This is a genomic window from Pseudomonas silesiensis (assembly GCF_001661075.1).
GTDB classification, from domain to species: domain Bacteria; phylum Pseudomonadota; class Gammaproteobacteria; order Pseudomonadales; family Pseudomonadaceae; genus Aquipseudomonas; species Aquipseudomonas silesiensis.
In genome coordinates, this window is the sequence record NZ_CP014870.1 from 5,644,707 (window position 1) to 5,669,858 (window position 25,152).

A 25,152-nucleotide genomic window follows, 5' to 3' on the forward strand; every position below is an offset into this window, starting at 1 on the left:
TGCGCGACATTATGGGCGGTCTCATACCGCCTGCAACCTCTCAGGACGTGCTTAATGCTCAAGGCGCTGCGTTTTTCCGGCTGGCCGCTGTTGGCCGGCGTGCTTATCGCTCTGTTGATCATCCAGCGTTACCCGCAGTGGGTCGGCCTCCCGAGCCTCGACGTCAACCTGCAGCAAGCACCGCAAACCACCATCATGCAACAGGGCCCGGTGTCCTACGCCGATGCGGTGACCACGGCCGCGCCGTCGGTGGTCAACCTGTACACCACCAAGGTCATCAACAAACCGAACCATCCGCTGTTCGAGGATCCGCAGTTCCGCCGCTTCTTCGGCGACAACTCGCCCAAGCAGAAGCGCATGGAGTCGAGCCTCGGCTCGGGCGTGATCATGAGCCCGGAAGGCTATCTGCTGACCAACAACCACGTGACCAGCGGCGCCGACCAGATCGTGGTCGCCCTGAAGGACGGCCGGGAAACCCTGGCCCGGGTGATCGGCAGCGACCCGGAAACCGACCTCGCGGTGCTGAAGATCGACTTGAAGCATCTGCCCTCGATCACCGTCGGCCGTTCCGACAATATCCGCATCGGCGACGTGGCCCTGGCCATCGGCAACCCGTTCGGTGTCGGCCAGACCGTGACCATGGGCATCATCAGCGCCACCGGGCGCAATCAGTTGGGCTTGAACAATTACGAAGACTTTATCCAGACCGATGCCGCGATCAACCCGGGCAACTCCGGCGGGGCACTGGTGGATGCCAACGGCAACCTGACCGGCATCAACACGGCAATCTTTTCCAAATCCGGCGGTTCGCAAGGCATCGGTTTCGCGATTCCGGTCAAGTTGGCCATGGACGTGATGAAGTCGATCATCGAACACGGCCAGGTGATTCGCGGGTGGCTGGGGATCGAAGTGCAGCCGTTGACCCAGGAACTGGCGGAGTCCTTTGGTCTGTCCGGGCGTCCGGGAATCGTAGTGGCGGGGATTTTCCGTGATGGCCCGGCGCAGAAGGCTGGCCTGCAATTAGGCGATGTGATCCTCGCCATCGATGGCGAACCGGCTGGCGATGGTCGCCGTTCGATGAACCAGGTGGCGCGGATCAAGCCGACCGACAAGGTCACGATTGAGGTGATGCGCAACGGCAAGGAGCTCAAGCTCGTGGCGGAAGTCGGACTGCGTCCGCCGCCTGCGCCGGCGCCGGCCAAAGAGAAAGAACAAGAGTAAGCAGCAACACAAAACCCTTGTAGGAGCGAGCTTGCTCGCGATAGTCGTCAACGATAACGCTGTTGGCCTGACACCCCGAGGCGTTCTCAGGTTTTTCGCGAGCAAGCTCGCTCCTACAAGGACCGCGGCGTGGTTTAGAGGTCGGCCAGGCCGTCGATCAGCGCCTGATTCTGCTCTGGCGTACCGATGCTGATCCGCAGGAACTGGGCAATCCGCTCCTGCTTGAAGTGCCGGACGATCACACCCTGCTCGCGCAACTTCGCCGCCAGGCCCGCCGCATCGTGCTGCGGATGACGCGCGAAAATGAAGTTCGCCGCCGACGGCAACACTTCAAAGCCCTTCGCCTCCAATTGCCCGACCACCTTGTCGCGACTCTCGATCACCCACCGGCAGGTCTTGTCGAAGTGCTCGCGATCCTCGAACGCCGCCGCCGCGCCGACAATCGCCAGGCGATCCAGCGGATAGGAGTTGAAGCTGTTCTTGATTCGCTCCAGAGCTTCGATCAGGTCCGGATGGCCCACTGCCAGCCCCACGCGCAAGCCCGCCAGCGAGCGGGACTTGGACAACGTTTGAGTGACCAGCAGATTGGGATAACGGTCCACCAGCGTGATCGCCGTCTCGCCACCAAAGTCGATGTAAGCCTCATCCACCACGACCACCGTATCCGGGCTGGCCTTGAGGATTTGCTCCACGGCGTCCAGCGCCAGCAGGCAGCCGGTCGGTGCGTTCGGGTTAGGGAAAATGATCCCGCCGTTCGGCCTGGCGTAGTCCGCCGGATCGATCTGGAACTGCTCGTCCAGCGGTACCGCGTCGAAGGCGATTCCGTACAAGCCGCAGTAGACCGGATAGAAGCTGTAGCTGATGTCCGGGAACAGCAGCGGCTGATCGTGTTGCAGCAGACCGTGGAAGATGTGCGCCAGGACTTCATCGGAACCGTTGCCGAGGAACACCTGATTGGTCTGTACGCCGTAGTAGTTGGCGACTGCGTTTTTCAGCAGATCGCTGTTCGGGTCCGGGTACAGGCGCAGGTTGTCGTTCAGTTCGGTCTGCATCGCCGCCAGGGCCTTGGGCGATGGACCGTACGGATTTTCATTGGTATTGAGCTTCACCAGCTTGGCCAGTTTCGGCTGTTCGCCGGGCACGTAAGGCACCAGGTTCTTGACGAACGGGCTCCAGAATTTACTCATGTTCAGTTCCCCTGCCCTTGTGGAAAGTCTTCGTCAACGATGCGGTATTCGGCACTGCGCGCGTGCGCGGTCAACGACTCGCCACGGGCCAGCACGGAAGCGGTCTTGCCCAGTTCGGACGCCCCCTGCTCGGAGCAGAAGATGATCGACGAGCGTTTCTGGAAGTCGTACACCCCCAGCGGCGAGGAGAATCGCGCGGTGCCGGAAGTCGGCAGCACGTGGTTCGGGCCGGCGCAGTAGTCGCCCAGGGCTTCGGAGGTGTGACGGCCCATGAAGATCGCACCGGCGTGACGGATCTGCGGCAGCCAGGCTTGCGGATCGGCGACCGACAATTCCAGGTGCTCCGGCGCGATGCGGTTGGCCACTTCGATGGCCTGATCCATGTCGCGGACCTTGATCAGCGCGCCACGGCCATTGATCGAGGTTTCGATGATCTCGGCGCGCTCCATGGTCGGCAGCAGTCTGGCGATGCTGGCGGCGACCTGGTCGAGGAACCCGGCGTCCGGACTGACCAGGATCGCCTGGGCGTCTTCGTCGTGCTCGGCCTGGGAGAACAGGTCCATGGCGATCCAGTCCGGATCGGTCTTGCCATCGCACACCACGAGGATTTCCGAGGGGCCGGCGATCATGTCGATACCGACCTGGCCGAACACGTGGCGCTTGGCAGTGGCGACATAGATGTTGCCCGGCCCGACCACCTTGTCGACCTTCGGCACGCTTTCGGTGCCATACGCCAGCGCAGCGACCGCTTGCGCGCCACCGATGGTGAACACGCGGTCGACACCGGCGATGCAGGCCGCAGCCAGCACCAGCTCGTTGATTTCACCGCGCGGGGTCGGCACGACCATGACCACTTCGGTCACGCCGGCCACCTTGGCGGGAATCGCGTTCATCAGCACCGAGGACGGGTACGACGCCTTGCCGCCCGGGACGTACAGGCCGGCGCGGTCCAGCGGCGTGACCTTCTGGCCGAGCACGGTGCCATCGGCTTCGGTGTAGCTCCAGGAATCCTGTTTCTGCTTTTCGTGGTAGCTGCGCACACGGGCCGCGGCTTTTTCCAGGGCTTCGCGCTGGGGCACGGTGATCCGCGTCAGGGCCAGTTCCAGGCGTTCACGCGGCAGGATCAGGTCGGCCATGGAGGCAACGTCCAGGCCGTCGAATTGCCGGGTGTAGTCCACCAGCGCCGCATCGCCACGCTCGCGCACGGTCTTGATGATGTCCAGCACGCGCTGATTGACCGAGTCGTCGGACACACTTTCCCAGCTCAGCAGATGATCCAGATGATGTGCGAAATCCGGGTCAGCAGCGTCGAGTCGGCGAATTGCAGTCGGTGCGGTCATAGCGAGAGCCTCATAGAATTGGCAAAAACTCAGGCGCCCTAACTTAGCAGTCGTTTCCGCTTGGGCACCTGAGAATTCTGGCTATGAGGCGGATAGACGGGCGCGACTCAGCGTCGCGCAGGTGAATCAGCCGCGGTGTCGAGACTCCACTGCCTTGCGCAGGGTGTCGATCAACGCCTGGATACGGGCGTGCTGCATTTTCATCGAAGCCTTGTTGACGATCAGGCGGGAGCTGATGTCGGCGATGAAATCCTGGGGTTCCAGGCCATTGGCGCGCAGGGTGTTGCCGGTGTCGACCACGTCGATGATCTTGTCTGCCAGACCGATCAGCGGCGCCAGTTCCATCGAGCCGTAGAGCTTGATGATGTCGACCTGACGGCCCTGTTCGGCATAGTAGCGTTTGGCAACGTTGACGAACTTGGTCGCCACCCGCAAACGGCCCTTGGGCTCGACATCGCCAACACGGCCAGCGGTCATCAGCTTGCAGAGGGCAATCCGCAGATCCAGAGGTTCGTACAAACCCTGGCCGCCATATTCCATCAGCACATCTTTACCGGCGACACCGAGGTCGGCGGCGCCATGCTCGACGTAAGTCGGCACATCGGTGGCGCGCACGATCAGCAGGCGGACATCGGCCTGGGTCGTGGGGATGATCAGCTTGCGGCTCTTGTCCGGATTCTCGGTCGGCACGATGCCCGCTTCAGCCAGAAGCGGCAAGGTGTCGTCAAGGATGCGGCCCTTGGACAGTGCGATGGTCAACATGGGAAACGTCAGTCCTTATCAGGCTACTGATGCCCGGTCGCAAATGGCGCCGGACACACATCGAGCCTGAAACAGGCTCGACTTGAAACGAAACCAACGGGCACGTCCCTGTGCCCATGCAACAGAAACTAGCCCGGTACGCGGCGGATCTTGGCGCCGAGCATCTGCAGCTTCTCTTCGATGCACTCGTAACCACGGTCTATGTGGTAGATGCGGTCGATCAGGGTGTCGCCTTCGGCGATCAGCGCCGAGATGACCAGGCTGGCTGATGCACGCAGGTCGGTGGCCATCACTGGCGCGCCCTTGAGCTTCTCGGTCCCGGTAACGATGGCAGTGTTGCCCTCGACCTGGATCTTGGCGCCCATGCGGTGCAGTTCGTACACGTGCATGAAGCGGTTTTCGAAGATCGTCTCGATCACGGCACCGGTGCCTTCGGCAATGGCGTTGAGGGAGATGAACTGCGCCTGCATGTCGGTCGGGAACGCCGGGTACGGAGCCGTGCGCACGTTGACGGCTTTTGGCCGCTTGCCGTGCATGTTCAGTTCGATCCAGTCTTCGCCACAGGTGATTTCGGCACCCGATTCACGGAGCTTTTCCAGGACGGCTTCGAGGATGGTCGGATCCGTGTCCTTGACCTTCACCCGACCGCCGGTGACCGCCGCGGCCACCAGGTAGGTGCCGGTCTCGATACGGTCGGGCATTACCTTGTAGGTGGTCGGGTGCAGACGCTCGACGCCATCGATGGTGATGGTGTCGGTGCCGGCGCCAGTGATCTTGGCGCCCATGGCGTTCAGGAAGTTCGCCAGGTCGATGACTTCAGGCTCGCGAGCGGCGTTTGCCAGCACGCTGCGGCCCTTGGCCAGTGCGGCGGCCATCATGATGTTTTCGGTGCCGGTCACGCTGACGGTATCGAAGAAGAAGTGCGCACCGCGCAGGCCGCCTTCAGGCGCCTTGGCCTTGATGTAGCCGCCTTCGACGTCGATGATGGCGCCCATGGCTTCAAGACCGCGGATGTGCAGGTCAACCGGACGCGAACCGATGGCGCAACCGCCAGGCAGTGCGACTTCGGCTTCGCCGAAACGGGCAACCATCGGGCCCAGCACCAGGATCGACGCACGCATGGTCTTGACCAGTTCGTACGGGGCGATCAGGGTCTTGATGGTGCGCGGGTCGATTTCGACGCTGAGCTTCTCGTCGATCACAGGCTCGATGCCCATGCGACCGAACAGCTCGATCATGGTGGTGATGTCGTGCAGGTGCGGCAGGTTGGCAACGGTCACCGGGCCATCGCACAGCAAGGTGGCCGCCAGGATCGGCAGGGCAGAGTTCTTTGCCCCGGAGATGCGGATTTCGCCATCAAGACGAACGCCACCGGTAATTATCAATTTATCCATAAGAATCTCGACGCCCTTGGGCTCAGGTGCGCTCGGCCCAGGCCGCGCTGCTGAAAAATTTCATAGTGACCGCATGGATGCTGCCATCGGTGATCCATGGGTTCAAATGGGCATAGATCTGCTGCTGACGCTTGACCGGGCTCAACGCCGCCAGTTCATCGCTAATCACGTTCAGCTGAAAGTTGCAGCCTTCGCCCTCAACTTCTACCAGCGTTCCGGGCAGCTTTCCTTCAAGGAAGCTCTTCACTTCTACGGCCTGCATGCTCAACCTCAATCGGCGCCCTGTGCGCGCGGGTCGGACATCATACAAAAAAGCCCCGCGCCTGCGAACCCCGCGAAGCAGGACTCTGACGGGGGGCTTGTTCATAGATGCTGGTTAGGGTTGCGCCAACAGCTCGGTCAATTCGCTGACCTGAGCGATTTCACGCATGTCTTCGGGCATTCCACGGATGCTCCACGCCTTGCCGGCCGCCTCTGCATCACGCATGAAGCACAGCAACAGCGACAAGCCGACACTGCTGGACTTCAACACGGCCGAACAATCGACCACCAGCGTAGCGGCCTTGCTGGACTTGATCAGCGCCTGGCCCTGCTTGCGCAGGCCGGGACCGGTGCGGTAGTCCAGCATGCCGCTGAGCAGCAGCTCGCCGGCGTCGCTCATGCGAATGGCCGACACACTCATTGAGTTTGCTTCTCGGCGGCTTTTTCCGTGGTTTCCTTGGCTTTGGCGACTTCTCCGGCCCAATTGTCGATGGTCTTGTCCAGGTCGTTGCCATTGCGCTGCATCGCATCAGTGAACTGATCGCGGAACAGCTTGCCGATGTTGATGCCGTTGATGATCACGTTGCGCACCTTCCACTCGCCGTTGATTTTCTCGAGTGTGTAGGACACAGGATAGATCGAACCGCTGCTGCCCCTGACCTGCATGTCGACGCTGGTCCGGGTGCCGCTTTCGTCCTTGGCCGGCGAAACGGTGATGCCCTGGTTGTTGTATTCGAGCAACGCGTTGCCATAGAACTGCATCAGGCTGCGCTTGAAGTTTTCCTGGAAGCGCTGCATTTGCTCGGGCGTGGCCTTGCGCGAGTACTTCACGGTCATGATGCTTCTGGATATCCCCTCGGCATCGACCACCGGCCCGACGATACCGTTCAGCGCATCGTAGAAGTCCTTCGGGCTTTGCTTGTATTTTTCCTTGTTGGCAGCCAGGTCGGCCAGCAACCGGGTAGTCGTGTCCTGAATCAGTTCGTGCGCCGACGGCGCCGCCACAGCGTTAGCCATCAACGGCACGGCCGCGAGCAATATCAACAGGCCACGTCGCAGGATAGAGATCATTCAAAAACTCCTTATTTGGCTTCTTTGCTAACGGTATTGAGCAGGAATTTACCGATCAGGTCCTCGAGCACCAGCGACGACTGGGTGTCGTGGATGGTCCCACCCTCCTTGAGCAAGCCTTCTTCGCCGCCCACGCTGATACCGATGTACTTCTCGCCCAACAGGCCAGCGGTCAGGATAGATGCGGTGGAATCGGTCGGCAGATTATCTACCGTCTTCTCCAGCTGCATGGTCACCCTGCCGGTGAAACTGTCGCGGTCCAGATCGATCGCCGTGACCTTGCCGATGGTCACACCGGCCATGGTCACTTTAGCTCTGACCGTCAAACCGGCGATATTGTCGAAATAGGCATAAAGTTTATATGTATCGGTCGTTGCGCTCGGGGACAGGCCACTCACCCGCAACGCCAGCAACAGCAAAGCCAGGATGCCAGCCAGCAAGAAAAGGCCGACACCGATTTCCAGGGTGCGGTTTTGCATCAGAAATCTCCAAACATCAAGGCGGTCAGAATAAAGTCCAGGCCGAGCACTGCCAAAGAGGCATACACCACGGTCTTGGTAGTGGCACGACTGATCCCCTCGGAAGTGGGCTCGCAGTCGTAGCCTTGGAACACGGCGATCCAGGTCACGACAAAGGCGAAGACAATGCTTTTGATGATGCCGTTGAGCACATCGTCGGCAAAGGTCACGCTGTTCTGCATGTTCGACCAGTAGGAGCCTTCATAGACACCCAGCCAGTCGACGGCCACCCACGAACCGCCCCAGATACCCACCACGCTGAAAATCATCGCCAGCACCGGCAGGGAAATGAAGCCGGCCCACAGGCGCGGGGCAATGATGTACTTGAGCGGGTCGACACCGATCATTTCCAGGCTGGACAATTGCTCGGTGGATTTCATGTTGCCGATTTCGGCCGTCAGGGCCGAACCTGCGCGCCCGGCGAACAGCAAGGCGGTGACCACCGGCCCCAGTTCACGCAGCAACGTCAGCGCAACCATCTGCCCGACCGCCTGCTCCGATCCATAGCTGGACAGGATGTTGAAGCCTTGCAGCGCCAGCACCATGCCGATGAACACTCCGGAGACCACGATGATCACCAGGGACATCACGCCCACCGAATGCAGTTGCTTGACCAGCAGCCCGAAACCGCCGCCAATGCCGCCACGGCCGAACAAGGCATGAAACAGGAATATCGCCGAACGACCGAACACTGCCAGCACGTCAATTCCGGAGTGGCCGAAACGGCGCACTCTTTCTATCAGTGAAATCTTGCGCATCAACGCTTCCCCAGAAGATCTGCGCGGAAATCCGTCGCTGGAAAGTGATAGGCGACCGGACCGTCGGGTTCGCCGGTCATGAACTGGCGAATCCGTGGCTCCTGGGAGTTCATCAGTTCCTCGGGCGTGCCCTGCCCCAATACCTGCCCTTCGCCCACCACATAGATGTAGTCGGAAATGCTCGCGGTCTCGGCCAGGTCGTGGGACACCACGATGCTGGTGATGCCCAGCGCATCGTTGAGCAGGCGGATCAGGCGCACCAGCACGCCCATGGCGATCGGATCCTGACCGACAAAGGGCTCGTCATACATGAGGATCTGCGGATCGAGGGCAATCGCCCGGGCCAGCGCGACACGGCGCTTCATGCCGCCGGACAGCTCGTCAGGCATCAGGTCGATGGCGCCACGCAAGCCCACGGCCTGCAATTTGAGCAGGACGATGTCCCGGATCATTTCTTCCGGAAGCTCGGTATGAACCCGTAGCGGAAAGGCGACGTTCTCGAACACATCGAGATCGGTGAACAGCGCGCCGCTCTGAAACAGCACGCCCATGTGCTTGCGCGCATCGAACAGGTCGCTGCGCGACAGCTTCGGCAGGTTCTGACCGTTGACCCAGACCTCGCCCTTGGTCGGGCGCAATTGGGCGCCCATCAAACGCAACAGCGTGGTCTTGCCACACCCGGAAGGCCCCATTATGCCGGTGACCTTGCCGCGCGGTATACGGATATCGACGTTATTGAAAATGCTGCGCGCACCGCGCTTGAAGGTCAGTCCCTTCAGCTCGACCGCGTAGGCGTTATCGGCACTCATCTAAACTCCTTGCGATGCAGCCTCTCACTCGGACGCCTGACTTTCTTGCGAAAGCACATGCCTCCCCGGGCAGGGCCGAACTGGCGGCGAACTATATCACTGCAAAGGCCAAGCGCCCAAGGCCCACGCCGGTTCATGTTCCGCAACATGACAGGGCAAAAGCGTGTATTTGCAGGGATTAAGTAACAGGGAGTGACAAAGCGCGACGAACTTGCGTGAGGCTTTCGATCATAACCGTTATAATCGCCGCCTTTTCATCAGGCTATACGATTTCCGACATGAGCCAATCCAGCGACCTGATTCAGTCTGCACAACGCACCGTCCGCCTCGAACTGGAAGCCGTCACCGGCTTGTTGCCCCGTATCGACGCGGATTTCGTACGCGCTTGCGAGATGATTCTGGCCAGCAAGGGCCGCGTGGTCGTGGTCGGCATGGGCAAGTCAGGGCACATCGGCAACAAGATTGCCGCCACCCTGGCGAGCACCGGCACCACGGCTTTTTTCGTGCACCCGGCCGAAGCCAGCCACGGCGACATGGGCATGATCACCCGCGACGACGTCATTCTGGCGCTGTCGAACTCCGGCTCGACCAATGAAATCGTGACCCTGCTGCCACTGATCAAGCGCTTGGGCATCCAGCTGATCAGCATGACCGGCAACCCCGACTCCCCGCTGGCCAAGGCTGCCGAGGTCAATCTCAACGTGCACGTCGAACACGAAGCCTGCCCGCTGAACCTGGCACCGACGTCGTCGACCACTGCGGCCCTGGTCATGGGCGATGCCCTGGCCGTTGCGCTGCTCGAAGCCCGGGGGTTTACCGCTGAAGATTTCGCCTTTTCCCATCCCGGCGGCGCCCTTGGCCGACGCCTGCTGCTGAAAGTGGAAAACGTCATGCACGCCGGGCAGGAACTGCCGCAGGTGCAGCGCGGCACCCTGCTCAAGGACGCGCTGATGGAAATGACCCGTAAAGGTCTGGGCATGACGGTGATCCTGGAAGCCGATGGTAAACTCGCCGGGATCTTCACCGACGGCGATTTGCGCCGCACCCTGGACCGCGCCATCGACATCCATCACGCCACCATCGACCAGGTCATGACCGTGCATGGCAAGACGGCTCGCCCTGAAATGCTGGCCGCCGAGGCCCTGAAAATCATGGAAGACCATCGAATCAACGCACTGGTGGTGGTGGACAAGGAGGACCGTCCGATCGGCGCCTTCAACCTGTCCGATCTGCTGCGTGCAGGAGTAATGTAATGAGCACCGATCTGCTGGAACGCGGCAAGAACATCAAGCTGGCGATATTCGACGTCGATGGCGTACTGACCGACGGACGCCTGTATTTCCTGGAAGACGGCAGCGAATTCAAGACGTTCAACACCCTCGACGGCCAGGGCATCAAGATGTTGATGGCAGCCGGCGTGCAGACCGCTATCATCAGCGGACGCAAGACCCCGGTGGTCGAGCGACGGGCGAAGAACCTCGGCATTCCACACCTGTACCAGGGTCGCGAAGACAAACTGGTGGTGCTCGACGAGCTTCTGGCGCAACTCGACCTAAGCTATGAACAGGTCGCCTACCTCGGCGACGACTTGCCGGACCTGCCGGTCATTCGCCGCGTCGGCCTGGGCATGGCGGTGGCCAGTGCCGCCAGTTTCGTGCGTGAACACGCCCACGGCATCACCCTGGCCCGTGGCGGCGAAGGTGCCGCTCGCGAATTCTGCGAATTGATCCTGCGCGCCCAGGGCCGTCTCGATGCGGCCAACGCCGCGTACCTGTGAGCCCACTATGCTGAGCAAAACGATTCGCAAATTCCTGGTGTTCGGGTGCATCGCCGCCATTTTCGCGGCGGTCGGTTACTGGAACATCAGTCCGGAGCGCTTCCTCGACAAGCCGGCCGCCAAGGCCGATGAAACCCGGATCGACTGGTACGCGACCAACACCCATACCGTGCAGTACCTGCCAGATGGCAAATTGCAGTACGACATGACGTCCGACAAGGTCGAACACCTCAAGGCCACTGACGTGACGCTGGTCAGCAAGCCGGACCTGAACATGTTCCGCGGCACCGAGTTTCCGTGGCACGTGCAGAGCGAACGCGGCGAAGTCAATTCCGGCGGAACCGAAGTCGAACTGATCGACTCGGTACGTATCGCCCGCACCGACGAAAAAAAGCGCACGACCATTATTACCAGCACTCGCATGACCGTGTTCCCGCAGCGGCAATATGCGCAGACCGAGCAACCCGTTAGAATCGACGGCGCGGGTGGTGTGTCGACCGGCACGGGCATGAAAGCGTATTTGAAAGAAAGCAGGATACACCTGCTATCGAACGTAAGAGGACAGTATGAGGCTCGTTAAAACCCTCCCTATTTTGCTCAGTCTGGGCGCAGCACTGGGAAGCGTGAGCGCCTGGGCTCTGCCGAACGATCAAGAGCAGCCTATCCGCATTCAAGCCGACGATGCCCAACTGGACGACAAGAATGGCGTTGCCACCTACAAGGGCGACGTGATCATCACCCAGGGTTCGATGAAGGTCACCGGCAACACCGTGACCATCACCCGCACCCCGGCCGGCGATATCGACGTGGTGACCTCGGTGGGCAACCTCGCCTACTTCGAGCAACTGCAGACCGCCGGCGACACCAAGCCGGTTCAGGGCTATGGCGTCACTATCCAGTACCACGCCTCGCAAAACCGCGTCGTGCTGATCGATCGCGCCAAAGTCATCGACAAGGACAACAACGTCACCCAGGGCGAGAAAATCGTCTACGACACAGAGAAGAAACTGGCGAGCGCCGGTCGCGCTACAGGCAACAAGGTGACCGAGTCGCGCCCGCGCATCGACATGGTGATCCAGCCGAAAAAGAAAACCGACGAGCAAAAGGCCCAGTAATGGCAACTCTGAAAGCTCAGCATCTGGCCAAGAGCTACAAGAGCCGCCAGGTCGTGCGCGACGTCAGCCTGTCGATCGACAGCGGTCAGATCGTCGGCTTGCTCGGCCCTAACGGCGCCGGCAAAACCACCTGCTTCTACATGATCGTCGGCCTGGTACAGGCCGATCAGGGCCGCGTACTGATCGATGATCTGGATGTCAGCCATCAGCCGATGCACGGTCGCGCGAAAGCCGGTATCGGCTATCTTCCGCAGGAAGCGTCGATCTTCCGCAAGCTCTCGGTGGCCGATAACATCCTGGCGATCCTCGAGACCCGCAAGGAGCTCGACAAGGCTGGTCGTCGCAAGGAGCTGGAAAGCCTGCTGCAGGAATTCCATATCCACCACATCCGCGACAACCTCGGCATGAGCCTGTCCGGTGGTGAGCGCCGCCGCGTGGAAATCGCCCGGGCACTGGCCACCAATCCGAAATTCATCCTCCTCGACGAACCCTTCGCCGGCGTGGACCCGATTTCGGTAGGCGACATCAAACAGATCATCCATCACCTCAAGGCCAAGGGCATTGGTGTGCTGATCACGGACCACAACGTCCGCGAAACCCTGGATATCTGCGAAACCGCCTATATCGTCAACGATGGCCAACTGATCGCCGAAGGCGACTCCGACACCATCCTGGCCAACGAGCTGGTCAAGGAAGTGTATCTGGGCCATGAGTTCCGCCTGTAGGCGCTGAGGTGTCCAGCTGTCGCTCAAGCGCTTGTCTCGATAAAAAATCAACACTTTTTTATTGTTACAACGCTCTAGGCAAACGCTAAAGTTTCGGGCATATAATTTGCTTATGTTTGGCGCTCCGGCGCCCTGTAGTGGATGGCGCATGTGCGCCGGCGAATAAGGTGTTAAGCCCCTGCCATGAAACCATCGCTAGTCTTGAGAATGGGCCAGCAGCTGACGATGACACCGCAGCTGCAACAGGCCATCCGCCTGCTCCAATTGTCGACCCTGGACCTGCAACAGGAAATCCAGGAGGCCCTGGAGTCCAATCCGATGCTCGAACGCCAGGAAGAAGGCGACGACTTCGATAACGCCGACCCCTTGGCCGACAAAGCCGAACAGCAACCCAACGCCGATGTGACGGAACCCTCCTACCAGGAAACCGCCCCGACGGTGGATAACCTCGAGGAAGGTGACTGGAACGAGCGCATTCCCAACGAACTGCCGGTCGATACCGCCTGGGAAGACGTTTACCAGACCAGCGCCAGCAGCCTGCCGAGCAACGATGACGACGAGTGGGACTTCACTACCCGTACATCGGCCGGTGAGAGCCTGCAAAGCCATCTGCTGTGGCAACTGAACCTGGCACCGATGTCCGACACCGATCGCCTGATTGCCGTGACCCTGATCGACTGCATCAACAATCAGGGCTACCTGGACGAAACCCTCGAGGAAATTCTCGAAGCCTTCGACCCGGAACTGGACATCGAACTGGACGAAATAGAAGCCGTCCTGCATCGCATCCAGCAATTCGAACCCGCCGGCATCGCCGCCCGCAACCTGGGCGAATGCCTGTTGCTGCAATTGCGCCAATTGCCCGCCAAGACCCCGTGGCTGGCCGAGGCCAAGCGTCTGGTCAGCGATTACATCGACCTGCTTGGCAGCCGCGACTACAGCCAGCTGATGCGCCGCATGAAGCTCAAGGAAGATGAACTGCGCCAGGTGATCGAGCTGGTGCAGAGCCTCAACCCGCGTCCTGGCTCGCAGATCGAGTCCAGCGAAGCCGAATACGTCGTCCCCGATGTCATCGTGCGCAAGGACAACGAGCGCTGGCTGGTGGAGCTGAACCAGGAATCGGTGCCACGGCTGCGGGTCAACGCCCAATACGCCGGTTTCGTGCGCCGCGCCGACACCAGTGCCGACAACACCTTCATGCGCAATCAGTTGCAAGAAGCCCGCTGGTTCATCAAGAGCCTGCAGAGCCGCAACGAAACCCTGATGAAGGTGGCCACCCAGATCGTCGAGCATCAGCGCGGCTTCCTGGAGTACGGCGACGAAGCCATGAAGCCGTTGGTGCTGCATGACATTGCCGAGGCGGTGGGCATGCACGAGTCGACGATTTCCCGGGTGACCACGCAGAAATTCATGCATACCCCCCGGGGCATCTATGAACTGAAATACTTTTTTTCCAGCCACGTCAGCACCTCGGAAGGCGGTGAATGCTCGTCCACGGCGATCCGCGCGATCATCAAAAAACTGGTTGCAGCGGAAAATCAGAAAAAGCCGTTGAGTGACAGCAAGATCGCTGGTTTACTGGAGGCACAAGGCATTCAGGTGGCTCGCCGCACCGTCGCCAAGTACCGCGAATCCCTCGGGATCGCGCCTTCGAGCGAACGCAAGCGGTTGATGTAGAGCCACGCCACAGCGTTCCAGTGGCAGGCATTTCTGCCTGCCGCTTTATGCACTGGCAACGAAGGAGAAGCTGTATGCAAGTCAACATCAGTGGACACCAACTGGAAGTGACCGAACCTCTTCGCACCTACATCGGCGAAAAACTCGAACGATTGGAGAGGCACTTCGACAAGATCACCAACGTGCAGGTCACGATGACGGTCGAAAAGCTGAAGCAGAAAATCGAAGCCACGCTGCATATTCCCGGCAATGAAGTCGTCGCCAACGCGGAACATACCGATATGTACGCGGCCATCGACGCATTGACCGACAAGCTGGATAAACAACTCAAAAAGCATAAGGAAAAGACCCAGAGCCTCCTCCAGGGCGCGACCGGTCGTTAACACTCCCAACCCATGATCCGACTTGAAAGCATCCTGACCCCCGGCCGTTCCCTCGTGAACGTGCCGGGCGGCAGTAAAAAGAAAGCCCTCGAGCAAATTGCCAACCTCATCCATAAAGAAGTGCCGGATCTGGAGATGCAAGATGTCTTCGAGGCTCTGATTGCCCGTGAAAAACTCGGCTCGACCGGTTTTGGCAACGGCATCGCCATCCCCCATTGTCGGCTCAAGGGCTGCACCTCACCCGTCAGTGCCTTGATGCATCTGGACGCTCCCATCGATTTCGACGCCATCGACGGTGCCCCGGTTGACCTGCTGTTCGTGCTGCTGGTCCCGGAAGCCGCTACCGATGCGCACCTGGAGCTGCTGCGCCAGATCGCCAGCATGCTCGATCGCAAGGAAGTACGCGATAAGCTGCGCAGCGCCCCGAGCAATGAAGCCTTGTATCAGGTTGTCCTGGACGAGCAAAACGGTCATTAATCATGCGCTTGATCATCGTCAGTGGCCGTTCCGGCTCAGGTAAAAGTACCGCGCTCGATGTTCTCGAGGACAACGGCTTCTACTGCATCGACAACCTGCCTGCCGGGCTTCTGCCGGAGCTGGCCGAACGTGCGTTGATCCACACCGAGCTCGCCCAGCCGCTGGTTGCCGTGTCCATCGACGCGCGTAACTTGCCGAGCCACCTTTCACGCTTTCCCGAGCTGCTGGAAGAAGTCCGCAGCCGGCATATCCAGTGCGATGTACTGTATCTGGACGCCGACGAAGAAACCTTGCTCAAACGTTTTTCGGAGACCCGCCGGCGTCACCCGCTGAGCAATGCCAACCGTTCACTGGCGGAGGCGATCAGCGATGAGAGCATGCTGCTCGGGCCGATTGCCGACCTCGCCGATCTCAAGGTCAACACCACCAACCTGAACCTGTATCAGTTGCGCGATACCATCAAGCTGCGTTTGCTGAATCAACCGGAACCCGGTACGGCGTTCCTGGTGGAGTCGTTCGGTTTCAAGCGTGGCATGCCGGTGGACGCCGACCTGGTATTCGACGTACGTTGTTTGCCGAATCCCTACTGGAAGCCGGAATTGCGCGAACAGTCCGGGCTCGATAAGCCGGTCGCCGACTACCTGGCAGCACAGCCGGACGTCGAAGAAATGTTCCAGGACATTTCTACCTACCTGCTCAAGTGGCTGCCCCGCTTTGCGGCCAGCAATCGCGCTTACGTCACCATCGCCATTGGCTGCACCGGCGGGCATCACCGCTCCGTCTACCTGACCGAACGCCTGGGTCAGGCCCTGCAAAATACCCTGAAGAACGTCCAGGTTCGCCACCGCGACCTCAGCTAAAGGATTCACATCGCGATGCCTGCTCTGGAAATCGAAATCATCAACAAGCTGGGCCTGCACGCCCGTGCTTCCGCCAAATTTGTCGGGGTTGCCGGTCAGTTCAAGGATTGCACGATCAGGGTGGGACGCACCCCGGACTCGGTAGTCGATGGCAAAAGCATCATGGCGATGATGATGCTCGCGGCTGGCAAGGGCACCAGGATTCATTTGAGTACCGAAGGCGAGCAGGCCGATGAGGCGCTGAATGCGCTGGTGTCGCTGATCAATAACTACTTCGACGAAGGTGAGTAAACTCGCCCTTGTAGGAGCGAGGCTTGCCCGCGAAGAACGATGACACGGTTCATCAGTTCCACTGCGTAACGGCATTCGCGGGCAAGCCTCGCTCCTACACAGGCCGTATTACGCCAAAGCCGTATCCATCACCATCATCAAACAAAACCCGATCAACAATCCAAGACTGGCCAGCTTGTCATGACCGTGTCGACGCGACTCGGGAATGACTTCATGGGTCACCACCAACAGCATTGCCCCCGCCGCCAACGCCAAGCCCAACGGCAACAGCATCTCGGCCAGGCTGACCAGCCAGGCGCACAACAGCGCAAAGACCGGCTCGACCAACCCTGACGCCGCGCCAATCAGGAATGCCTTGACCCGGGACATCCCCGCCCCGGCCAACACCAATGCAATCACCAGCCCTTCCGGCACATCCTGCAAGGCGATGCCCATGGCCAGGCTGTCGGCCTCTGGCATCCCGCCACCGGCCGAGACGCCCACTGCCATGCCTTCCGGAATGTTGTGGGCAATGATGGCAAACACGAACAGCCAGATTCGCGGTGGAATCACCGGATGTTCGACGGTACCCACGAGCATTTCCGACGACGCACCGGACACCTTGCGATCCACCAGGAACAACCCTAACGCACCGAGCATGATGCCGAAACTGATCATGCCGCTGGCTGCCCAAGGTGTCAGCCCCAGGTTTTCCGCGGCGGTGATCCCCGGAACGATCAGTGAAAACGCCGTCGCCGCGAGCATTACCCCGGCTCCGAAGCCCAGCAGCGTATCGCTGACAGTCTGGGGCATGCGTCGAATCACCAACACCGGCACCGCGCCCAAAGCCGTGCCCAGGGCACAGATTGCCCCGCCTTGCAGCGCACGCATCAGTTTCGGTTCCAGCTCCAGCCAAACCAGCCCCTGGGCACCCAACAAGGTCATGCCCGCCAGCAGTAACAGCGATCCCAGCGCGTAACGAAACATTCGTCCGTTTCCGATCGCCAGTGTTTCAGTGCCCATAATCAGCCTTGGAAGATTTTATAGAAGACTCAAACCAGTGCAGCTTGATAGCGCGCGCTGACTTCTGGCCAATTGATCACGTTGTAGAACGCATTGATGTATTCCGGGCGGCGGTTCTGGTATTGCAGGTAATAGGCGTGCTCCCAGACGTCGAGGCCGAGAATCGGCGTATTGCCGTTCATCAACGGGCTGTCCTGATTGCCACTGCTTTCAACGATCAGTGTCTGTTGCGGCGTGACGCTGAGCCATGCCCAGCCGCTGCCGAATCGGGTCAGTGCGGCTTTGGTAAAGGCCTCCTTGAAGCTGTCCAGGCCACCCAGTTGCTGATCGATCGCCTTGGCCAGCGCACCTTCGGGGTGACCACCGCCGTGAGGCGCCATCACTTCCCAGAACAACGAATGATTGGCGTGGCCGCCGCCCTGATTGATCACCGCCGCGCGCAGTTTTTCCGGCAGCTGCTGGATGCTTGCCACCAGTTTCTCCACCGGCCACTCGGCGTACTCGGTGCCTTCCACTGCGGCATTGAGGTTGTTGATGTAGGTCTGGTGGTGCTTGGTGTAGTGGATTTCCATGGTCTGCGCATCGATGTGCGGTTCCAGGGCATCGTAGGCGTAGGGCAAGGCAGGCAGGGTAAAAGCCATGTTCAATGGACTCCATGATGAAGAGGTGCAGGCGAGGCCGCATCCATGTGCAGCAAACGATGGGTACGCGGGTACTCGCCGTGCTCGCTGATGAAATTCAGCAGTTCGACGTAGGTCTTGCTGCTCTGTCGCAATGCCGCTTCACGCAAGGCCGGCGCCAGGCGCGGGTCCTGCATGGTCTGCAATAACCGCTGATGGATGGCGCACAAATACTCGGCGCTCTCCTCCGGCTGGTTCAGCCGCAGATGCAGGTCTGCCAGGTTGTGGTGGGAAATCACGCAGGCCGCCACCGCTTCATCGGCATCCGCCCAGCGCTCGAACAACACCTGGGCCAGGGCCAATGCCTGCAAGTAAGCTTCGCGGGCATCGACCAGTTCGCCCAGCATGAAACAGCGATTTGCTCTTTCGATCGTGCGTTTCCAGTGCTCCATGACGAGCCTCCAAAGCGTTGGCGGTGACTACACGCCGCCTGCGGTGAGTTTTTCCGGATCAAGCAAAACCTCAAGCTGGCTACGAGTGAGGTCGGTGTGCTCCAGGGCGACATCGATCACCGGTCGCCCCTGCTGATAGGCCTTCTTGGCAATCTCGGCGGCTTTTTGGTACCCAATGATCGGGTTGAGTGCGGTGACCAGAATCGGGTTGCGGGACAGCGCTTCCTTGATCCGGGCCTCGTTGACCTTGAAGCTGGCAATGGCCTTGTCACCCAACAGACGGCTGGAATTGGCCAGCAACTCGATGCTGCTCAGCAGGTTCTGGGCGATGATCGGCAGCATCACGTTCAGTTCGAAATTGCCCGACTGACCGGCAATGGTGATGACGGTGTCGTTGCCGATGACTTGCGCGGCTACCATGGCGGTGGCTTCCGGGATCACCGGATTGACCTTGCCCGGCATGATCGAAGAACCCGGCTGCAAGGCCTCGAGCTCGATCTCGCCGAGACCGGCCAGAGGGCCGGAGTTCATCCAGCGCAGGTCGTTGGCGATTTTCATCAGCGAGACTGCCGTGGCTTTAAGCTGCCCGGACACTGCAACCGCGGTGTCCTGGGAGCCGATCAGCGCAAACAGGTCCTTGCCCGGCGTGAACTGCACCTGGGTCAGGCGGGTCAGTTGTTGACTGAAACGCGCCGCAAACTGCGGATGTGCATTGATCCCGGTGCCCACCGCCGTGCCGCCCTGAGCCAGGGATTGCAGGCTCGGCAGCAGGTCCTGCAGATGGCCAATGTTCGCCTTGAGCTGTTGCGCCCAACCGTTGAGCACCTGGCTCATGCGCACGGGCATGGCGTCCATCAAGTGCGTGCGCCCGGTTTTGACATGGTGATGAACCTCCTCGGCCTTGCACTCGATCACCTGCACCAGATGCACCAGCGCGGGGAGCAATTGCTCGTGCAACGCCAGCGCCGCGCTGACATGGATGGTGGTCGGGATAATGTCGTTGCTGCTCTGGCCGCAATTGACATGATCGTTAGGGTTCACCGGCTCGCCGAGCAGACGGCTGGCCAGGGTGGCGATCACTTCGTTAGCGTTCATGTTGGAACTGGTGCCGGAGCCGGTCTGGAAGATGTCCACGGGGAAGTGCTGCATGAAGTCCCCTTCGAGCAGGCTTTGGGCCGCATCGACAATGGCCTGGCCCTGGGACGCGCTGATTTGCTTGAGCTCGACGTTGGCCCGGGCGGCGGCAGCCTTGGCCAGAATCAACGCACGGATGAATTGCACCGGCATCGGCTTGCCGCTGACAGGGAAGTTGTCCACCGCCCGTTGGGTCTGCGCGCCGTAGAGCGCGTCTACCGGGACCTGGAGTTCGCCCATGCTGTCGCGCTCAATACGTGTCTTGGTCATCTGAAAATCCTTGCATCAGTTCTATAAGAGGAATCGAGGGGTGCAACTCGCAGGTCGCCAGTTGCCAGGTGTAGCTCTGCCAGCGCTTGAGGCGGCATTTGCACAGCGAGAGACGCTCCAGTTCGCGCAGCGGACGCCAGGCCTGATCCAGGCAATAGGTGCGCCAGTGCCACGGCAGCGCGACGTCGGCGGCGGTGTCGAGCAATAAGCGCAAGGAAGTTTCGGCGATGGTCCAGGCTGAAGTCGCCGTGCAACACGCCAGGTACCGGCCTTCAGCCAGGTAGTGATCGATCAGGCGTGGCTCGTCGGGGTCCATCGCGCAACGGATCTGGCGACTCATCCAGCGCCAGCTTTCGAGGTAAGGCTGCTCGTGCAAGGCAGAACTCATGATCCGGGCCCGTTCGGTAATGAGATTTATTATTAGATAATAATGAGAACCAACACAACCCCAGAGATAGGCACTGATCCATGTGGGAGCGGGCTTGCTCGCGAAAGCGGTTTAACATTCAACAATGATGTCGACTGACACTCCGCTTTCGCTAGCAAGCCCGCTCCCACAGGGGACTTGTGCAATGCATATAAAAAAAGGCGCGCCACCCGATTGGGTGGCGCGCCTTTTTGTGTAGCGGCCGGGGTTTAGCTACCCGCCACCATCATCTTCTCGATCAACACCGACCCGGTGCGAATATTGCTGCGCAGCTCCAGGTCATTACCCACCGCGACGATCTGCTTGAACATGTCGCGCATATTGCCGGCAATGGTCACTTCCTGGACCGCAAACTGAATTTCGCCGTTTTCGACCCAGTAACCGGCCGCACCACGGGAGTAATCGCCGGTGACCATGTTCAGGCCCTGCCCCATCAGTTCGGTCACCAGCAGGCCACGCCCCATGCGCCGCAGCAGGGCAGCCTGATCCTCGTCGCCATGGGTGACGAACAGGTTGTGCACGCCGCCGGCGTTGGCGGTGCTCGGCATACCGAGCTTGCGCCCGGAATAGGTGCCCAGGATATAGGACACCAACTCGCCTTTTTCGACGAACGGCTTGGCATAGGTCGCCAGGCCATCACCATCGAACGCCGCGCTGCCCAGCGCGCGCATCAAGTGCGGACGCTCATCGATGGTCAGCCATTCGGGGAACAGTTTCTGCCCCAGCGTGCCCTCGAGGAAGGACGATTTGCGGTACAGGCTGCCGCCGGAAATCGCCGAGAGGAAACTGCCGAACAAACCACCGGCCAGCTCCGCGGAAAACAGCACCGGCACTTCGCAGGTGGGCACCGGGCGGGCGCCAAGACGGCTCGCCGCCCGCTGCGCGGCATGCTGGCCGATGCTCACCGGGTCGGCCAGCAGGTTGCCCTGGCGGTTCACGTCGTACCAGTAATCGCGCTGCATTTGACCGTCGGCCTCGGCGATCATGACGCAGCTGAGGCTGTGACGAGTCGATGCGTAACCACCGACAAACCCATGACTGTTGCCGTACACGCGGCAACCTTGGTGGGTACTGAGGCTGGTGCCATCGGCGTTCCTGATCCGGCTGTCGGCGGCAAACGCCGCCGCTTCACAGGTCAAGGCCATCTCGATGGCTTGTTCCGGGGTGATGTCCCACTGGTGGAACAGGTCGAAATCATGCAGGTCCTTGGCCATCAGCGCGGCATCGGCCAGGCCCGCGGCTTCGTCTTCCGAGGTGTGTTTAGCGATGGCCAGCGCCGCGGCAACGGTTTCGCGAATCGCCTCAGGGCCACTGGCCGAGGTACTCGCCGAACCTTTGCGCTGGCCGACATACAGCGTGATGCCAAAACCCTGGTCGCGGTTGAATTCGACGGTTTCGACTTCACGCTGGCGCACGGTCGTGGACAGGCCCTGCTCCAGGGACACCGCCACTTCACAGGCACTGGCACCCTGGCGCTTGGCTTCAGCGATGATCTGCTCGACTTGTTCTTGCAGTGCCGGCAACGCTTGTGGGCCGACGCTTTCAACTGCACTCATGCTGTTCTCCACTCAAATTCTGCTTTCGGTAAGGCCTTCGAGCGACCGGGCCGGACAAGCGGCCCCCGACTGGTTATCATGGCGGCGTTTCTTTGCGGACGGCCACCATGGTTGATTCTTACGACGACTCCCTCGATACGGGAGAAAAAAGCAAATCCCAGGTCAAACGCGAGCTGCATGCTCTGGTTGACCTCGGCGAGCGCCTTACAACGCTCAAGCCTGACTTGCTGGCAAAACTGCCGTTGACCGACGCCATGCGCCGGGCCCTGGCCGATGCGCCCAAGCACACCGCGAATATCGCGCGTAAACGGCACCTCATGTTCATCGGCAAACTGATGCGCGATCAGGACACTGACGCCATTCTGACTCTGCTCGATCAACTCGATGCCTCCACTCGACAGTACAACGAACGTTTCCATGGCCTGGAACGCTGGCGCGATCGCTTGATCGCAGGCGACGACGGCGTCCTGGAGAAGTTCGTACTCGACTACCCGGAGGCTGATCGTCAGCAATTGCGCTCCCTGATCCGTCAGGCCCAGCACGAACTGGCGACCAACAAGCCACCGGCATCGAGCCGTAAAATCTTCAAGTACATCCGTGAGCTGGACGAGACTCAACGCGGCCTGCGTTAAGTCCCGAATCGGGTGAGTTGCCACGCAACTCACCCGAAGCTCCATTTCTTACGATCCTGTGCCACCCACAGTGATCGCATCGATTTTCAGCGTTGGCTGGCCGACACCCACCGGCACCGACTGCCCATCCTTGCCACATGTCCCCACACCGCTGTCCAGCGCCAGGTCGTTACCGACCATCGACACCTTGCTCATCGCTTCCGGGCCGTTACCGATCAAGGTCGCGCCTTTGACCGGAGCGGTAATCTTGCCGTCTTCGATCAAATAGGCTTCGCTGGTGGAAAACACGAACTTGCCACTGGTGATGTCGACCTGGCCGCCGCCGAGGTTGGCGCAGTAGATGCCCTTCTTCACCGAGGCGATGATTTCCGCCGGGTCGCTTTCGCCCGCCAGCATGTAGGTGTTGGTCATGCGCGGCATCGGCAGGTGCGCGTAGGATTCACGGCGACCGTTACCGGTGCGGGCCACGCCCATCAGGCGGGAGTTGAGCTTGTCTTGCATGTAGCCTTTGAGCACGCCGTTTTCGATCAGCGTGGTGCACTCGGTCGGGGTGCCTTCATCGTCGACGCTCAGCGAACCGCGACGGCCGGCCAGCGTGCCGTCATCGACGATGGTGCAGAGCTTGGAGGCAACCATCTCGCCCATGCGCCCGCTATAGGCAGAGCTGCCCTTGCGGTTGAAATCGCCTTCCAGACCGTGCCCGACCGCTTCGTGCAGCAGCACGCCGGACCAGCCCGAGCCCAGCACCACCGGCAAGGTCCCGGCCGGCGCCGGAATGGCTTCAAGGTTGACCAGTGCCTGGCGCAGCGCCTCACGGGCGTAGCTCATGGCACGGTCTTCGGCGAGAAAATAACGGTAGTCGGTACGCCCGCCACCGCCATGACCGCCGCGCTCGCGGCGACCGTTCTGCTCGACGATCACGCTGACGTTGAAGCGCACCAGCGGCCGCACATCCGCCGCCAGGCCACCGTCGGTGGACGCCACCAGAATGCGTTCCCAAACGCCGGCCATGCTGACGGTCACTTGCTGGATGCGCGGATCGAGAGCGCGGGTCGCGACGTCGATGCGCTTGAGCAACTCGACTTTCTCGGCGCGGGTCAGCACTTCCAGTGGGTTGTCCGGCCCGTACAACTGGGCAACGTCCTGGGTGGTGAACGCCTGTACCGTGCCGTTCTGACCGGCGCGGGAGATCGAGCGCGCTGCGCGTGCCGCCGCACCCAGGGCTTCCAGGGTGATTGCATTACTGTAGGCAAAACCGGTTTTTTCACCCGATTGCGCCCGCACGCCGACACCTTGGTCGAGGTTGAAACTGCCTTCCTTGACGATGCCGTCTTCCAGCGCCCAGGACTCGGAAATCTGCCCCTGGAAATACAGGTCGGCCGCATCGATGCCTGGACCGGCCAGGTCGCCGAGCACCCCTTGCAGGCTCTCGATCGTTACGCCACCGGGCGCCAGGAGGTGTTCACTGACTGAGGACAACAACTCGCTCATATGCTTTACGCCTTAAATTCGTCGTTCCGGGCAGGTCGCTGTGCGCCCTGCGAGAAAAAGCGCCGGTGACTGGACACCGGCATCCGCGCCCTGATGGACGCCTGTTCGCTGCTATCGCGTTCGGCCAGCAGCACGGCCTCGCCTTGATCCTGTTGTGCCAGCACTCGCCCCCAAGGGTCGATGATGGCGGCATGCCCCCAGGTTTCCCGCGGCCCCGGATGGGTCCCACCCTGGGCGGCCGCGAGCACATAACATTGAGTCTCGATGGCCCGTGCGCGAATCAGCACCTCCCAATGGGCCGCGCCCGTCACCGCGGTAAAGGCCGACGGCGCGGTAATCAACTCCGCGCCGGCGGCACGCAATTCACTGTACAGCTCTGGAAATCGCAAGTCGTAACACACCGTCAGGCCGACTCGACCGACGGGTGTGTCCGCCACCACCACACCACTGCCATAAGCATAGTCATCGGATTCGCGATAACGCCCACGATTATCCGCCACATCCACGTCGAACAGATGCAGCTTGTCGTAGCGCGCCACCGTTTCGCCGCAGTCGTTCACCAGCAACGAGCAGGCGTGCACTTTCGCCGTCGGTTGATCCACAGGCGGCAGCGGCAATGTGCCGGCCACTATCCATAAGTTGAGGTCGCGTGCGGTCTGTTTCAACCATGGCAGGATCGGCCCTTCGCCCATGGCCTCGGCGCGGCCGATGTCGGCAACGTCGCGGCGGCCCATGGCGGCGAAGTTTTCCGGCAGCACGGCCAGCTTTGCGCCACCGGTCGCCGCTTGTTCAAGCAGATGACGGGCCCGGGCCAGATTGGCCAGCACATCGCTCTGGCTGACCATTTGAATTACCGCTACAGACATGGTTTTTTTCCTGATCTGGAATCAACGCATACCTGTAGGAGCGAGCTTGCTCGCGATGGACGTGAACGATGACGCG

Annotated in this window: 30 protein-coding genes; 12 read left to right on the top strand and 18 right to left on the bottom strand. The window is 60.7% G+C overall.

Features of this window, described 5'->3' with window-relative positions; translation table 11 throughout:
• The first annotated feature begins 54 nt into the window (after window positions 1–54).
• A complete protein-coding gene (gene algW / locus PMA3_RS25025; RefSeq protein WP_064679704.1) occupies window positions 55–1,221 on the top strand; it encodes a Do family serine endopeptidase AlgW in 1,167 nt (388 codons plus the stop codon).
• A 134-nt stretch (window positions 1,222–1,355) separates the two neighbouring features.
• Here the strand turns inward: algW and hisC are convergent, their stop codons facing one another.
• The 10 genes from hisC to PMA3_RS25075 form a co-directional block, all read right to left on the bottom strand.
• Entirely contained in the window at window positions 1,356–2,408 is a 1,053-nt protein-coding gene (hisC, locus tag PMA3_RS25030) for a histidinol-phosphate transaminase (protein WP_064679705.1), read from the bottom strand.
• Between the two features lie 2 nt (window positions 2,409–2,410).
• Entirely contained in the window at window positions 2,411–3,748 is a 1,338-nt protein-coding gene (hisD, locus tag PMA3_RS25035) for a histidinol dehydrogenase (protein ID WP_064679706.1), read from the bottom strand.
• 126 nt (window positions 3,749–3,874) lie between these two features.
• A complete protein-coding gene (gene hisG, locus PMA3_RS25040; protein WP_007901570.1) occupies window positions 3,875–4,510 on the bottom strand; it encodes an ATP phosphoribosyltransferase in 636 nt (211 codons plus the stop codon).
• A gap of 128 nt (window positions 4,511–4,638) precedes the next feature.
• A complete protein-coding gene (gene murA / locus PMA3_RS25045) occupies window positions 4,639–5,904 on the bottom strand; it encodes a UDP-N-acetylglucosamine 1-carboxyvinyltransferase (protein ID WP_064679707.1) in 1,266 nt (421 codons plus the stop codon).
• 22 nt (window positions 5,905–5,926) lie between these two features.
• Window positions 5,927–6,166 (bottom strand): BolA family protein, encoded by a 240-nt coding sequence (locus PMA3_RS25050; protein ID WP_007912386.1) that lies wholly within the window; start codon window positions 6,164–6,166, stop codon window positions 5,927–5,929.
• Between the two features lie 114 nt (window positions 6,167–6,280).
• Entirely contained in the window at window positions 6,281–6,586 is a 306-nt protein-coding gene (locus tag PMA3_RS25055) for an STAS domain-containing protein (protein ID WP_064679708.1), read from the bottom strand.
• The gene (locus PMA3_RS25060) at window positions 6,583–7,236 is read right to left on the bottom strand and encodes an MlaC/ttg2D family ABC transporter substrate-binding protein (protein WP_064679709.1); all 654 of its coding nucleotides are present in this window, start codon (window positions 7,234–7,236) and stop codon (window positions 6,583–6,585) included. Before PMA3_RS25060 ends, PMA3_RS25055 begins: the two co-directional genes overlap by 4 nt.
• Window positions 7,237–7,247: 11 nt before the next feature.
• Entirely contained in the window at window positions 7,248–7,715 is a 468-nt protein-coding gene (mlaD, locus tag PMA3_RS25065) for an outer membrane lipid asymmetry maintenance protein MlaD (RefSeq protein WP_064679710.1), read from the bottom strand.
• On the bottom strand, window positions 7,715–8,512 hold the full coding sequence (gene mlaE, locus PMA3_RS25070; protein WP_064679711.1) for a lipid asymmetry maintenance ABC transporter permease subunit MlaE: 798 nt from the start codon (window positions 8,510–8,512) through the stop codon (window positions 7,715–7,717). The genes mlaD and mlaE overlap by 1 nt, the downstream gene beginning before the upstream one ends.
• Window positions 8,512–9,321 (bottom strand): ATP-binding cassette domain-containing protein, encoded by an 810-nt coding sequence (locus tag PMA3_RS25075; RefSeq protein ID WP_064679712.1) that lies wholly within the window; start codon window positions 9,319–9,321, stop codon window positions 8,512–8,514. Before PMA3_RS25075 ends, mlaE begins: the two co-directional genes overlap by 1 nt.
• A 278-nt stretch (window positions 9,322–9,599) precedes the next feature.
• On the opposite strand from PMA3_RS25075, the gene PMA3_RS25080 reads away from it, so the two are divergent.
• The 10 genes from PMA3_RS25080 (at window position 9,600) to PMA3_RS25125 (ending at window position 16,626) form a co-directional block, all read left to right on the top strand.
• Complete coding sequence (locus PMA3_RS25080) at window positions 9,600–10,574, top strand: KpsF/GutQ family sugar-phosphate isomerase (RefSeq protein ID WP_064679713.1); 975 nt, start codon at window positions 9,600–9,602, stop codon at window positions 10,572–10,574.
• Window positions 10,574–11,098, top strand: coding sequence for a KdsC family phosphatase (locus PMA3_RS25085; RefSeq protein WP_064679714.1), 525 nt, complete (start codon window positions 10,574–10,576; stop codon window positions 11,096–11,098). Before PMA3_RS25080 ends, PMA3_RS25085 begins: the two co-directional genes overlap by 1 nt.
• Before the next feature lie 7 nt (window positions 11,099–11,105).
• On the top strand, window positions 11,106–11,678 hold the full coding sequence (gene lptC / locus PMA3_RS25090; protein WP_064679715.1) for an LPS export ABC transporter periplasmic protein LptC: 573 nt from the start codon (window positions 11,106–11,108) through the stop codon (window positions 11,676–11,678).
• A complete protein-coding gene (gene lptA / locus PMA3_RS25095) occupies window positions 11,665–12,213 on the top strand; it encodes a lipopolysaccharide transport periplasmic protein LptA (protein WP_064679716.1) in 549 nt (182 codons plus the stop codon). Before lptC ends, lptA begins: the two co-directional genes overlap by 14 nt.
• A complete protein-coding gene (lptB, locus tag PMA3_RS25100; RefSeq protein ID WP_064679717.1) occupies window positions 12,213–12,938 on the top strand; it encodes an LPS export ABC transporter ATP-binding protein in 726 nt (241 codons plus the stop codon). The genes lptA and lptB overlap by 1 nt, the downstream gene beginning before the upstream one ends.
• 183 nt (window positions 12,939–13,121) lie before the next feature.
• On the top strand, window positions 13,122–14,615 hold the full coding sequence (locus PMA3_RS25105; protein ID WP_064679718.1) for an RNA polymerase factor sigma-54: 1,494 nt from the start codon (window positions 13,122–13,124) through the stop codon (window positions 14,613–14,615).
• Window positions 14,616–14,689: 74 nt separating this feature from the next.
• Entirely contained in the window at window positions 14,690–14,998 is a 309-nt protein-coding gene (gene hpf, locus PMA3_RS25110; RefSeq protein WP_007941242.1) for a ribosome hibernation-promoting factor, HPF/YfiA family, read from the top strand.
• A 12-nt stretch (window positions 14,999–15,010) separates the two neighbouring features.
• On the top strand, window positions 15,011–15,475 hold the full coding sequence (gene ptsN / locus PMA3_RS25115; RefSeq protein ID WP_064679719.1) for a PTS IIA-like nitrogen regulatory protein PtsN: 465 nt from the start codon (window positions 15,011–15,013) through the stop codon (window positions 15,473–15,475).
• 2 nt (window positions 15,476–15,477) lie between these two features.
• Window positions 15,478–16,335, top strand: coding sequence for an RNase adapter RapZ (gene rapZ / locus PMA3_RS25120; RefSeq protein WP_064679720.1), 858 nt, complete (start codon window positions 15,478–15,480; stop codon window positions 16,333–16,335).
• A 15-nt stretch (window positions 16,336–16,350) separates the two neighbouring features.
• Window positions 16,351–16,626, top strand: coding sequence for an HPr family phosphocarrier protein (locus PMA3_RS25125; protein WP_064679721.1), 276 nt, complete (start codon window positions 16,351–16,353; stop codon window positions 16,624–16,626).
• A gap of 108 nt (window positions 16,627–16,734) precedes the next feature.
• Here the strand turns inward: PMA3_RS25125 and PMA3_RS25130 are convergent, their stop codons facing one another.
• The 6 genes from PMA3_RS25130 to pmbA all read right to left on the bottom strand — a co-directional run bounded on the left by PMA3_RS25130 (window position 16,735) and on the right by pmbA (window position 22,087).
• Window positions 16,735–17,628, bottom strand: coding sequence for a ZIP family metal transporter (locus PMA3_RS25130; RefSeq protein WP_064679722.1), 894 nt, complete (start codon window positions 17,626–17,628; stop codon window positions 16,735–16,737).
• Between the two features lie 29 nt (window positions 17,629–17,657).
• A complete protein-coding gene (locus tag PMA3_RS25135) occupies window positions 17,658–18,269 on the bottom strand; it encodes a superoxide dismutase (RefSeq protein WP_064679723.1) in 612 nt (203 codons plus the stop codon).
• A 2-nt stretch (window positions 18,270–18,271) separates the two neighbouring features.
• On the bottom strand, window positions 18,272–18,700 hold the full coding sequence (locus PMA3_RS25140; RefSeq protein WP_064679724.1) for a hypothetical protein: 429 nt from the start codon (window positions 18,698–18,700) through the stop codon (window positions 18,272–18,274).
• Between the two features lie 27 nt (window positions 18,701–18,727).
• Window positions 18,728–20,104 (bottom strand): class II fumarate hydratase, encoded by a 1,377-nt coding sequence (locus PMA3_RS25145; RefSeq protein ID WP_064679725.1) that lies wholly within the window; start codon window positions 20,102–20,104, stop codon window positions 18,728–18,730.
• Window positions 20,085–20,492 carry a hypothetical protein gene (locus PMA3_RS25150; protein ID WP_064679726.1) on the bottom strand — a complete coding sequence of 136 codons (408 nt, stop codon included), beginning with the start codon at window positions 20,490–20,492 and terminating at the stop codon, window positions 20,085–20,087. The genes PMA3_RS25145 and PMA3_RS25150 overlap by 20 nt, the downstream gene beginning before the upstream one ends.
• A gap of 248 nt (window positions 20,493–20,740) precedes the next feature.
• Window positions 20,741–22,087: a metalloprotease PmbA gene (gene pmbA, locus PMA3_RS25155; RefSeq protein WP_064679727.1), complete on the bottom strand. Its 1,347-nt coding sequence runs from the start codon at window positions 22,085–22,087 to the stop codon at window positions 20,741–20,743.
• 107 nt (window positions 22,088–22,194) lie between these two features.
• Here pmbA and yjgA point away from each other — a divergent pair, with 107 nt between their 5' ends.
• On the top strand, window positions 22,195–22,719 hold the full coding sequence (gene yjgA, locus PMA3_RS25160) for a ribosome biogenesis factor YjgA (protein ID WP_064679728.1): 525 nt from the start codon (window positions 22,195–22,197) through the stop codon (window positions 22,717–22,719).
• Window positions 22,720–22,767: 48 nt separating this feature from the next.
• Here the strand turns inward: yjgA and tldD are convergent, their stop codons facing one another.
• Together tldD and PMA3_RS25170 are read right to left on the bottom strand one after the other, a co-directional pair.
• Window positions 22,768–24,210, bottom strand: coding sequence for a metalloprotease TldD (gene tldD, locus PMA3_RS25165; protein ID WP_064679729.1), 1,443 nt, complete (start codon window positions 24,208–24,210; stop codon window positions 22,768–22,770).
• 5 nt (window positions 24,211–24,215) lie between these two features.
• The gene (locus tag PMA3_RS25170) at window positions 24,216–25,076 is read right to left on the bottom strand and encodes a carbon-nitrogen hydrolase family protein (RefSeq protein WP_064679730.1); all 861 of its coding nucleotides are present in this window, start codon (window positions 25,074–25,076) and stop codon (window positions 24,216–24,218) included.
• Window positions 25,077–25,152: the final 76 nt, after the last annotated feature.

Excerpts from the sequence above, each read along its gene's own strand:
- algW (WP_064679704.1), top strand. The coding sequence starts at position 55 with ATGCTCAAGGCGCTGCGTTTTTCCGGCTGGCCGCTGTTGGCCGGCGTG.
- hisC (WP_064679705.1), bottom strand. The coding sequence starts at position 2,408 with ATGAGTAAATTCTGGAGCCCGTTCGTCAAGAACCTGGTGCCTTACGTG.
- hisD (WP_064679706.1), bottom strand. The coding sequence starts at position 3,748 with ATGACCGCACCGACTGCAATTCGCCGACTCGACGCTGCTGACCCGGAT.
- hisG (WP_007901570.1), bottom strand. The coding sequence starts at position 4,510 with ATGTTGACCATCGCACTGTCCAAGGGCCGCATCCTTGACGACACCTTG.
- murA (WP_064679707.1), bottom strand. The coding sequence starts at position 5,904 with ATGGATAAATTGATAATTACCGGTGGCGTTCGTCTTGATGGCGAAATC.
- PMA3_RS25050 (WP_007912386.1), bottom strand. The coding sequence starts at position 6,166 with ATGCAGGCCGTAGAAGTGAAGAGCTTCCTTGAAGGAAAGCTGCCCGGA.
- PMA3_RS25055 (WP_064679708.1), bottom strand. The coding sequence starts at position 6,586 with ATGAGTGTGTCGGCCATTCGCATGAGCGACGCCGGCGAGCTGCTGCTC.
- PMA3_RS25060 (WP_064679709.1), bottom strand. The coding sequence starts at position 7,236 with ATGATCTCTATCCTGCGACGTGGCCTGTTGATATTGCTCGCGGCCGTG.
- mlaD (WP_064679710.1), bottom strand. The coding sequence starts at position 7,715 with ATGCAAAACCGCACCCTGGAAATCGGTGTCGGCCTTTTCTTGCTGGCT.
- mlaE (WP_064679711.1), bottom strand. The coding sequence starts at position 8,512 with ATGCGCAAGATTTCACTGATAGAAAGAGTGCGCCGTTTCGGCCACTCC.
- PMA3_RS25075 (WP_064679712.1), bottom strand. The coding sequence starts at position 9,321 with ATGAGTGCCGATAACGCCTACGCGGTCGAGCTGAAGGGACTGACCTTC.
- PMA3_RS25080 (WP_064679713.1), top strand. The coding sequence starts at position 9,600 with ATGAGCCAATCCAGCGACCTGATTCAGTCTGCACAACGCACCGTCCGC.
- PMA3_RS25085 (WP_064679714.1), top strand. The coding sequence starts at position 10,574 with ATGAGCACCGATCTGCTGGAACGCGGCAAGAACATCAAGCTGGCGATA.
- lptC (WP_064679715.1), top strand. The coding sequence starts at position 11,106 with ATGCTGAGCAAAACGATTCGCAAATTCCTGGTGTTCGGGTGCATCGCC.
- lptA (WP_064679716.1), top strand. The coding sequence starts at position 11,665 with ATGAGGCTCGTTAAAACCCTCCCTATTTTGCTCAGTCTGGGCGCAGCA.
- lptB (WP_064679717.1), top strand. The coding sequence starts at position 12,213 with ATGGCAACTCTGAAAGCTCAGCATCTGGCCAAGAGCTACAAGAGCCGC.
- PMA3_RS25105 (WP_064679718.1), top strand. The coding sequence starts at position 13,122 with ATGAAACCATCGCTAGTCTTGAGAATGGGCCAGCAGCTGACGATGACA.
- hpf (WP_007941242.1), top strand. The coding sequence starts at position 14,690 with ATGCAAGTCAACATCAGTGGACACCAACTGGAAGTGACCGAACCTCTT.
- ptsN (WP_064679719.1), top strand. The coding sequence starts at position 15,011 with ATGATCCGACTTGAAAGCATCCTGACCCCCGGCCGTTCCCTCGTGAAC.
- rapZ (WP_064679720.1), top strand. The coding sequence starts at position 15,478 with ATGCGCTTGATCATCGTCAGTGGCCGTTCCGGCTCAGGTAAAAGTACC.
- PMA3_RS25125 (WP_064679721.1), top strand. The coding sequence starts at position 16,351 with ATGCCTGCTCTGGAAATCGAAATCATCAACAAGCTGGGCCTGCACGCC.
- PMA3_RS25130 (WP_064679722.1), bottom strand. The coding sequence starts at position 17,628 with ATGGGCACTGAAACACTGGCGATCGGAAACGGACGAATGTTTCGTTAC.
- PMA3_RS25135 (WP_064679723.1), bottom strand. The coding sequence starts at position 18,269 with ATGGCTTTTACCCTGCCTGCCTTGCCCTACGCCTACGATGCCCTGGAA.
- PMA3_RS25140 (WP_064679724.1), bottom strand. The coding sequence starts at position 18,700 with ATGGAGCACTGGAAACGCACGATCGAAAGAGCAAATCGCTGTTTCATG.
- PMA3_RS25145 (WP_064679725.1), bottom strand. The coding sequence starts at position 20,104 with ATGACCAAGACACGTATTGAGCGCGACAGCATGGGCGAACTCCAGGTC.
- PMA3_RS25150 (WP_064679726.1), bottom strand. The coding sequence starts at position 20,492 with ATGAGTTCTGCCTTGCACGAGCAGCCTTACCTCGAAAGCTGGCGCTGG.
- pmbA (WP_064679727.1), bottom strand. The coding sequence starts at position 22,087 with ATGAGTGCAGTTGAAAGCGTCGGCCCACAAGCGTTGCCGGCACTGCAA.
- yjgA (WP_064679728.1), top strand. The coding sequence starts at position 22,195 with ATGGTTGATTCTTACGACGACTCCCTCGATACGGGAGAAAAAAGCAAA.
- tldD (WP_064679729.1), bottom strand. The coding sequence starts at position 24,210 with ATGAGCGAGTTGTTGTCCTCAGTCAGTGAACACCTCCTGGCGCCCGGT.
- PMA3_RS25170 (WP_064679730.1), bottom strand. The coding sequence starts at position 25,076 with ATGTCTGTAGCGGTAATTCAAATGGTCAGCCAGAGCGATGTGCTGGCC.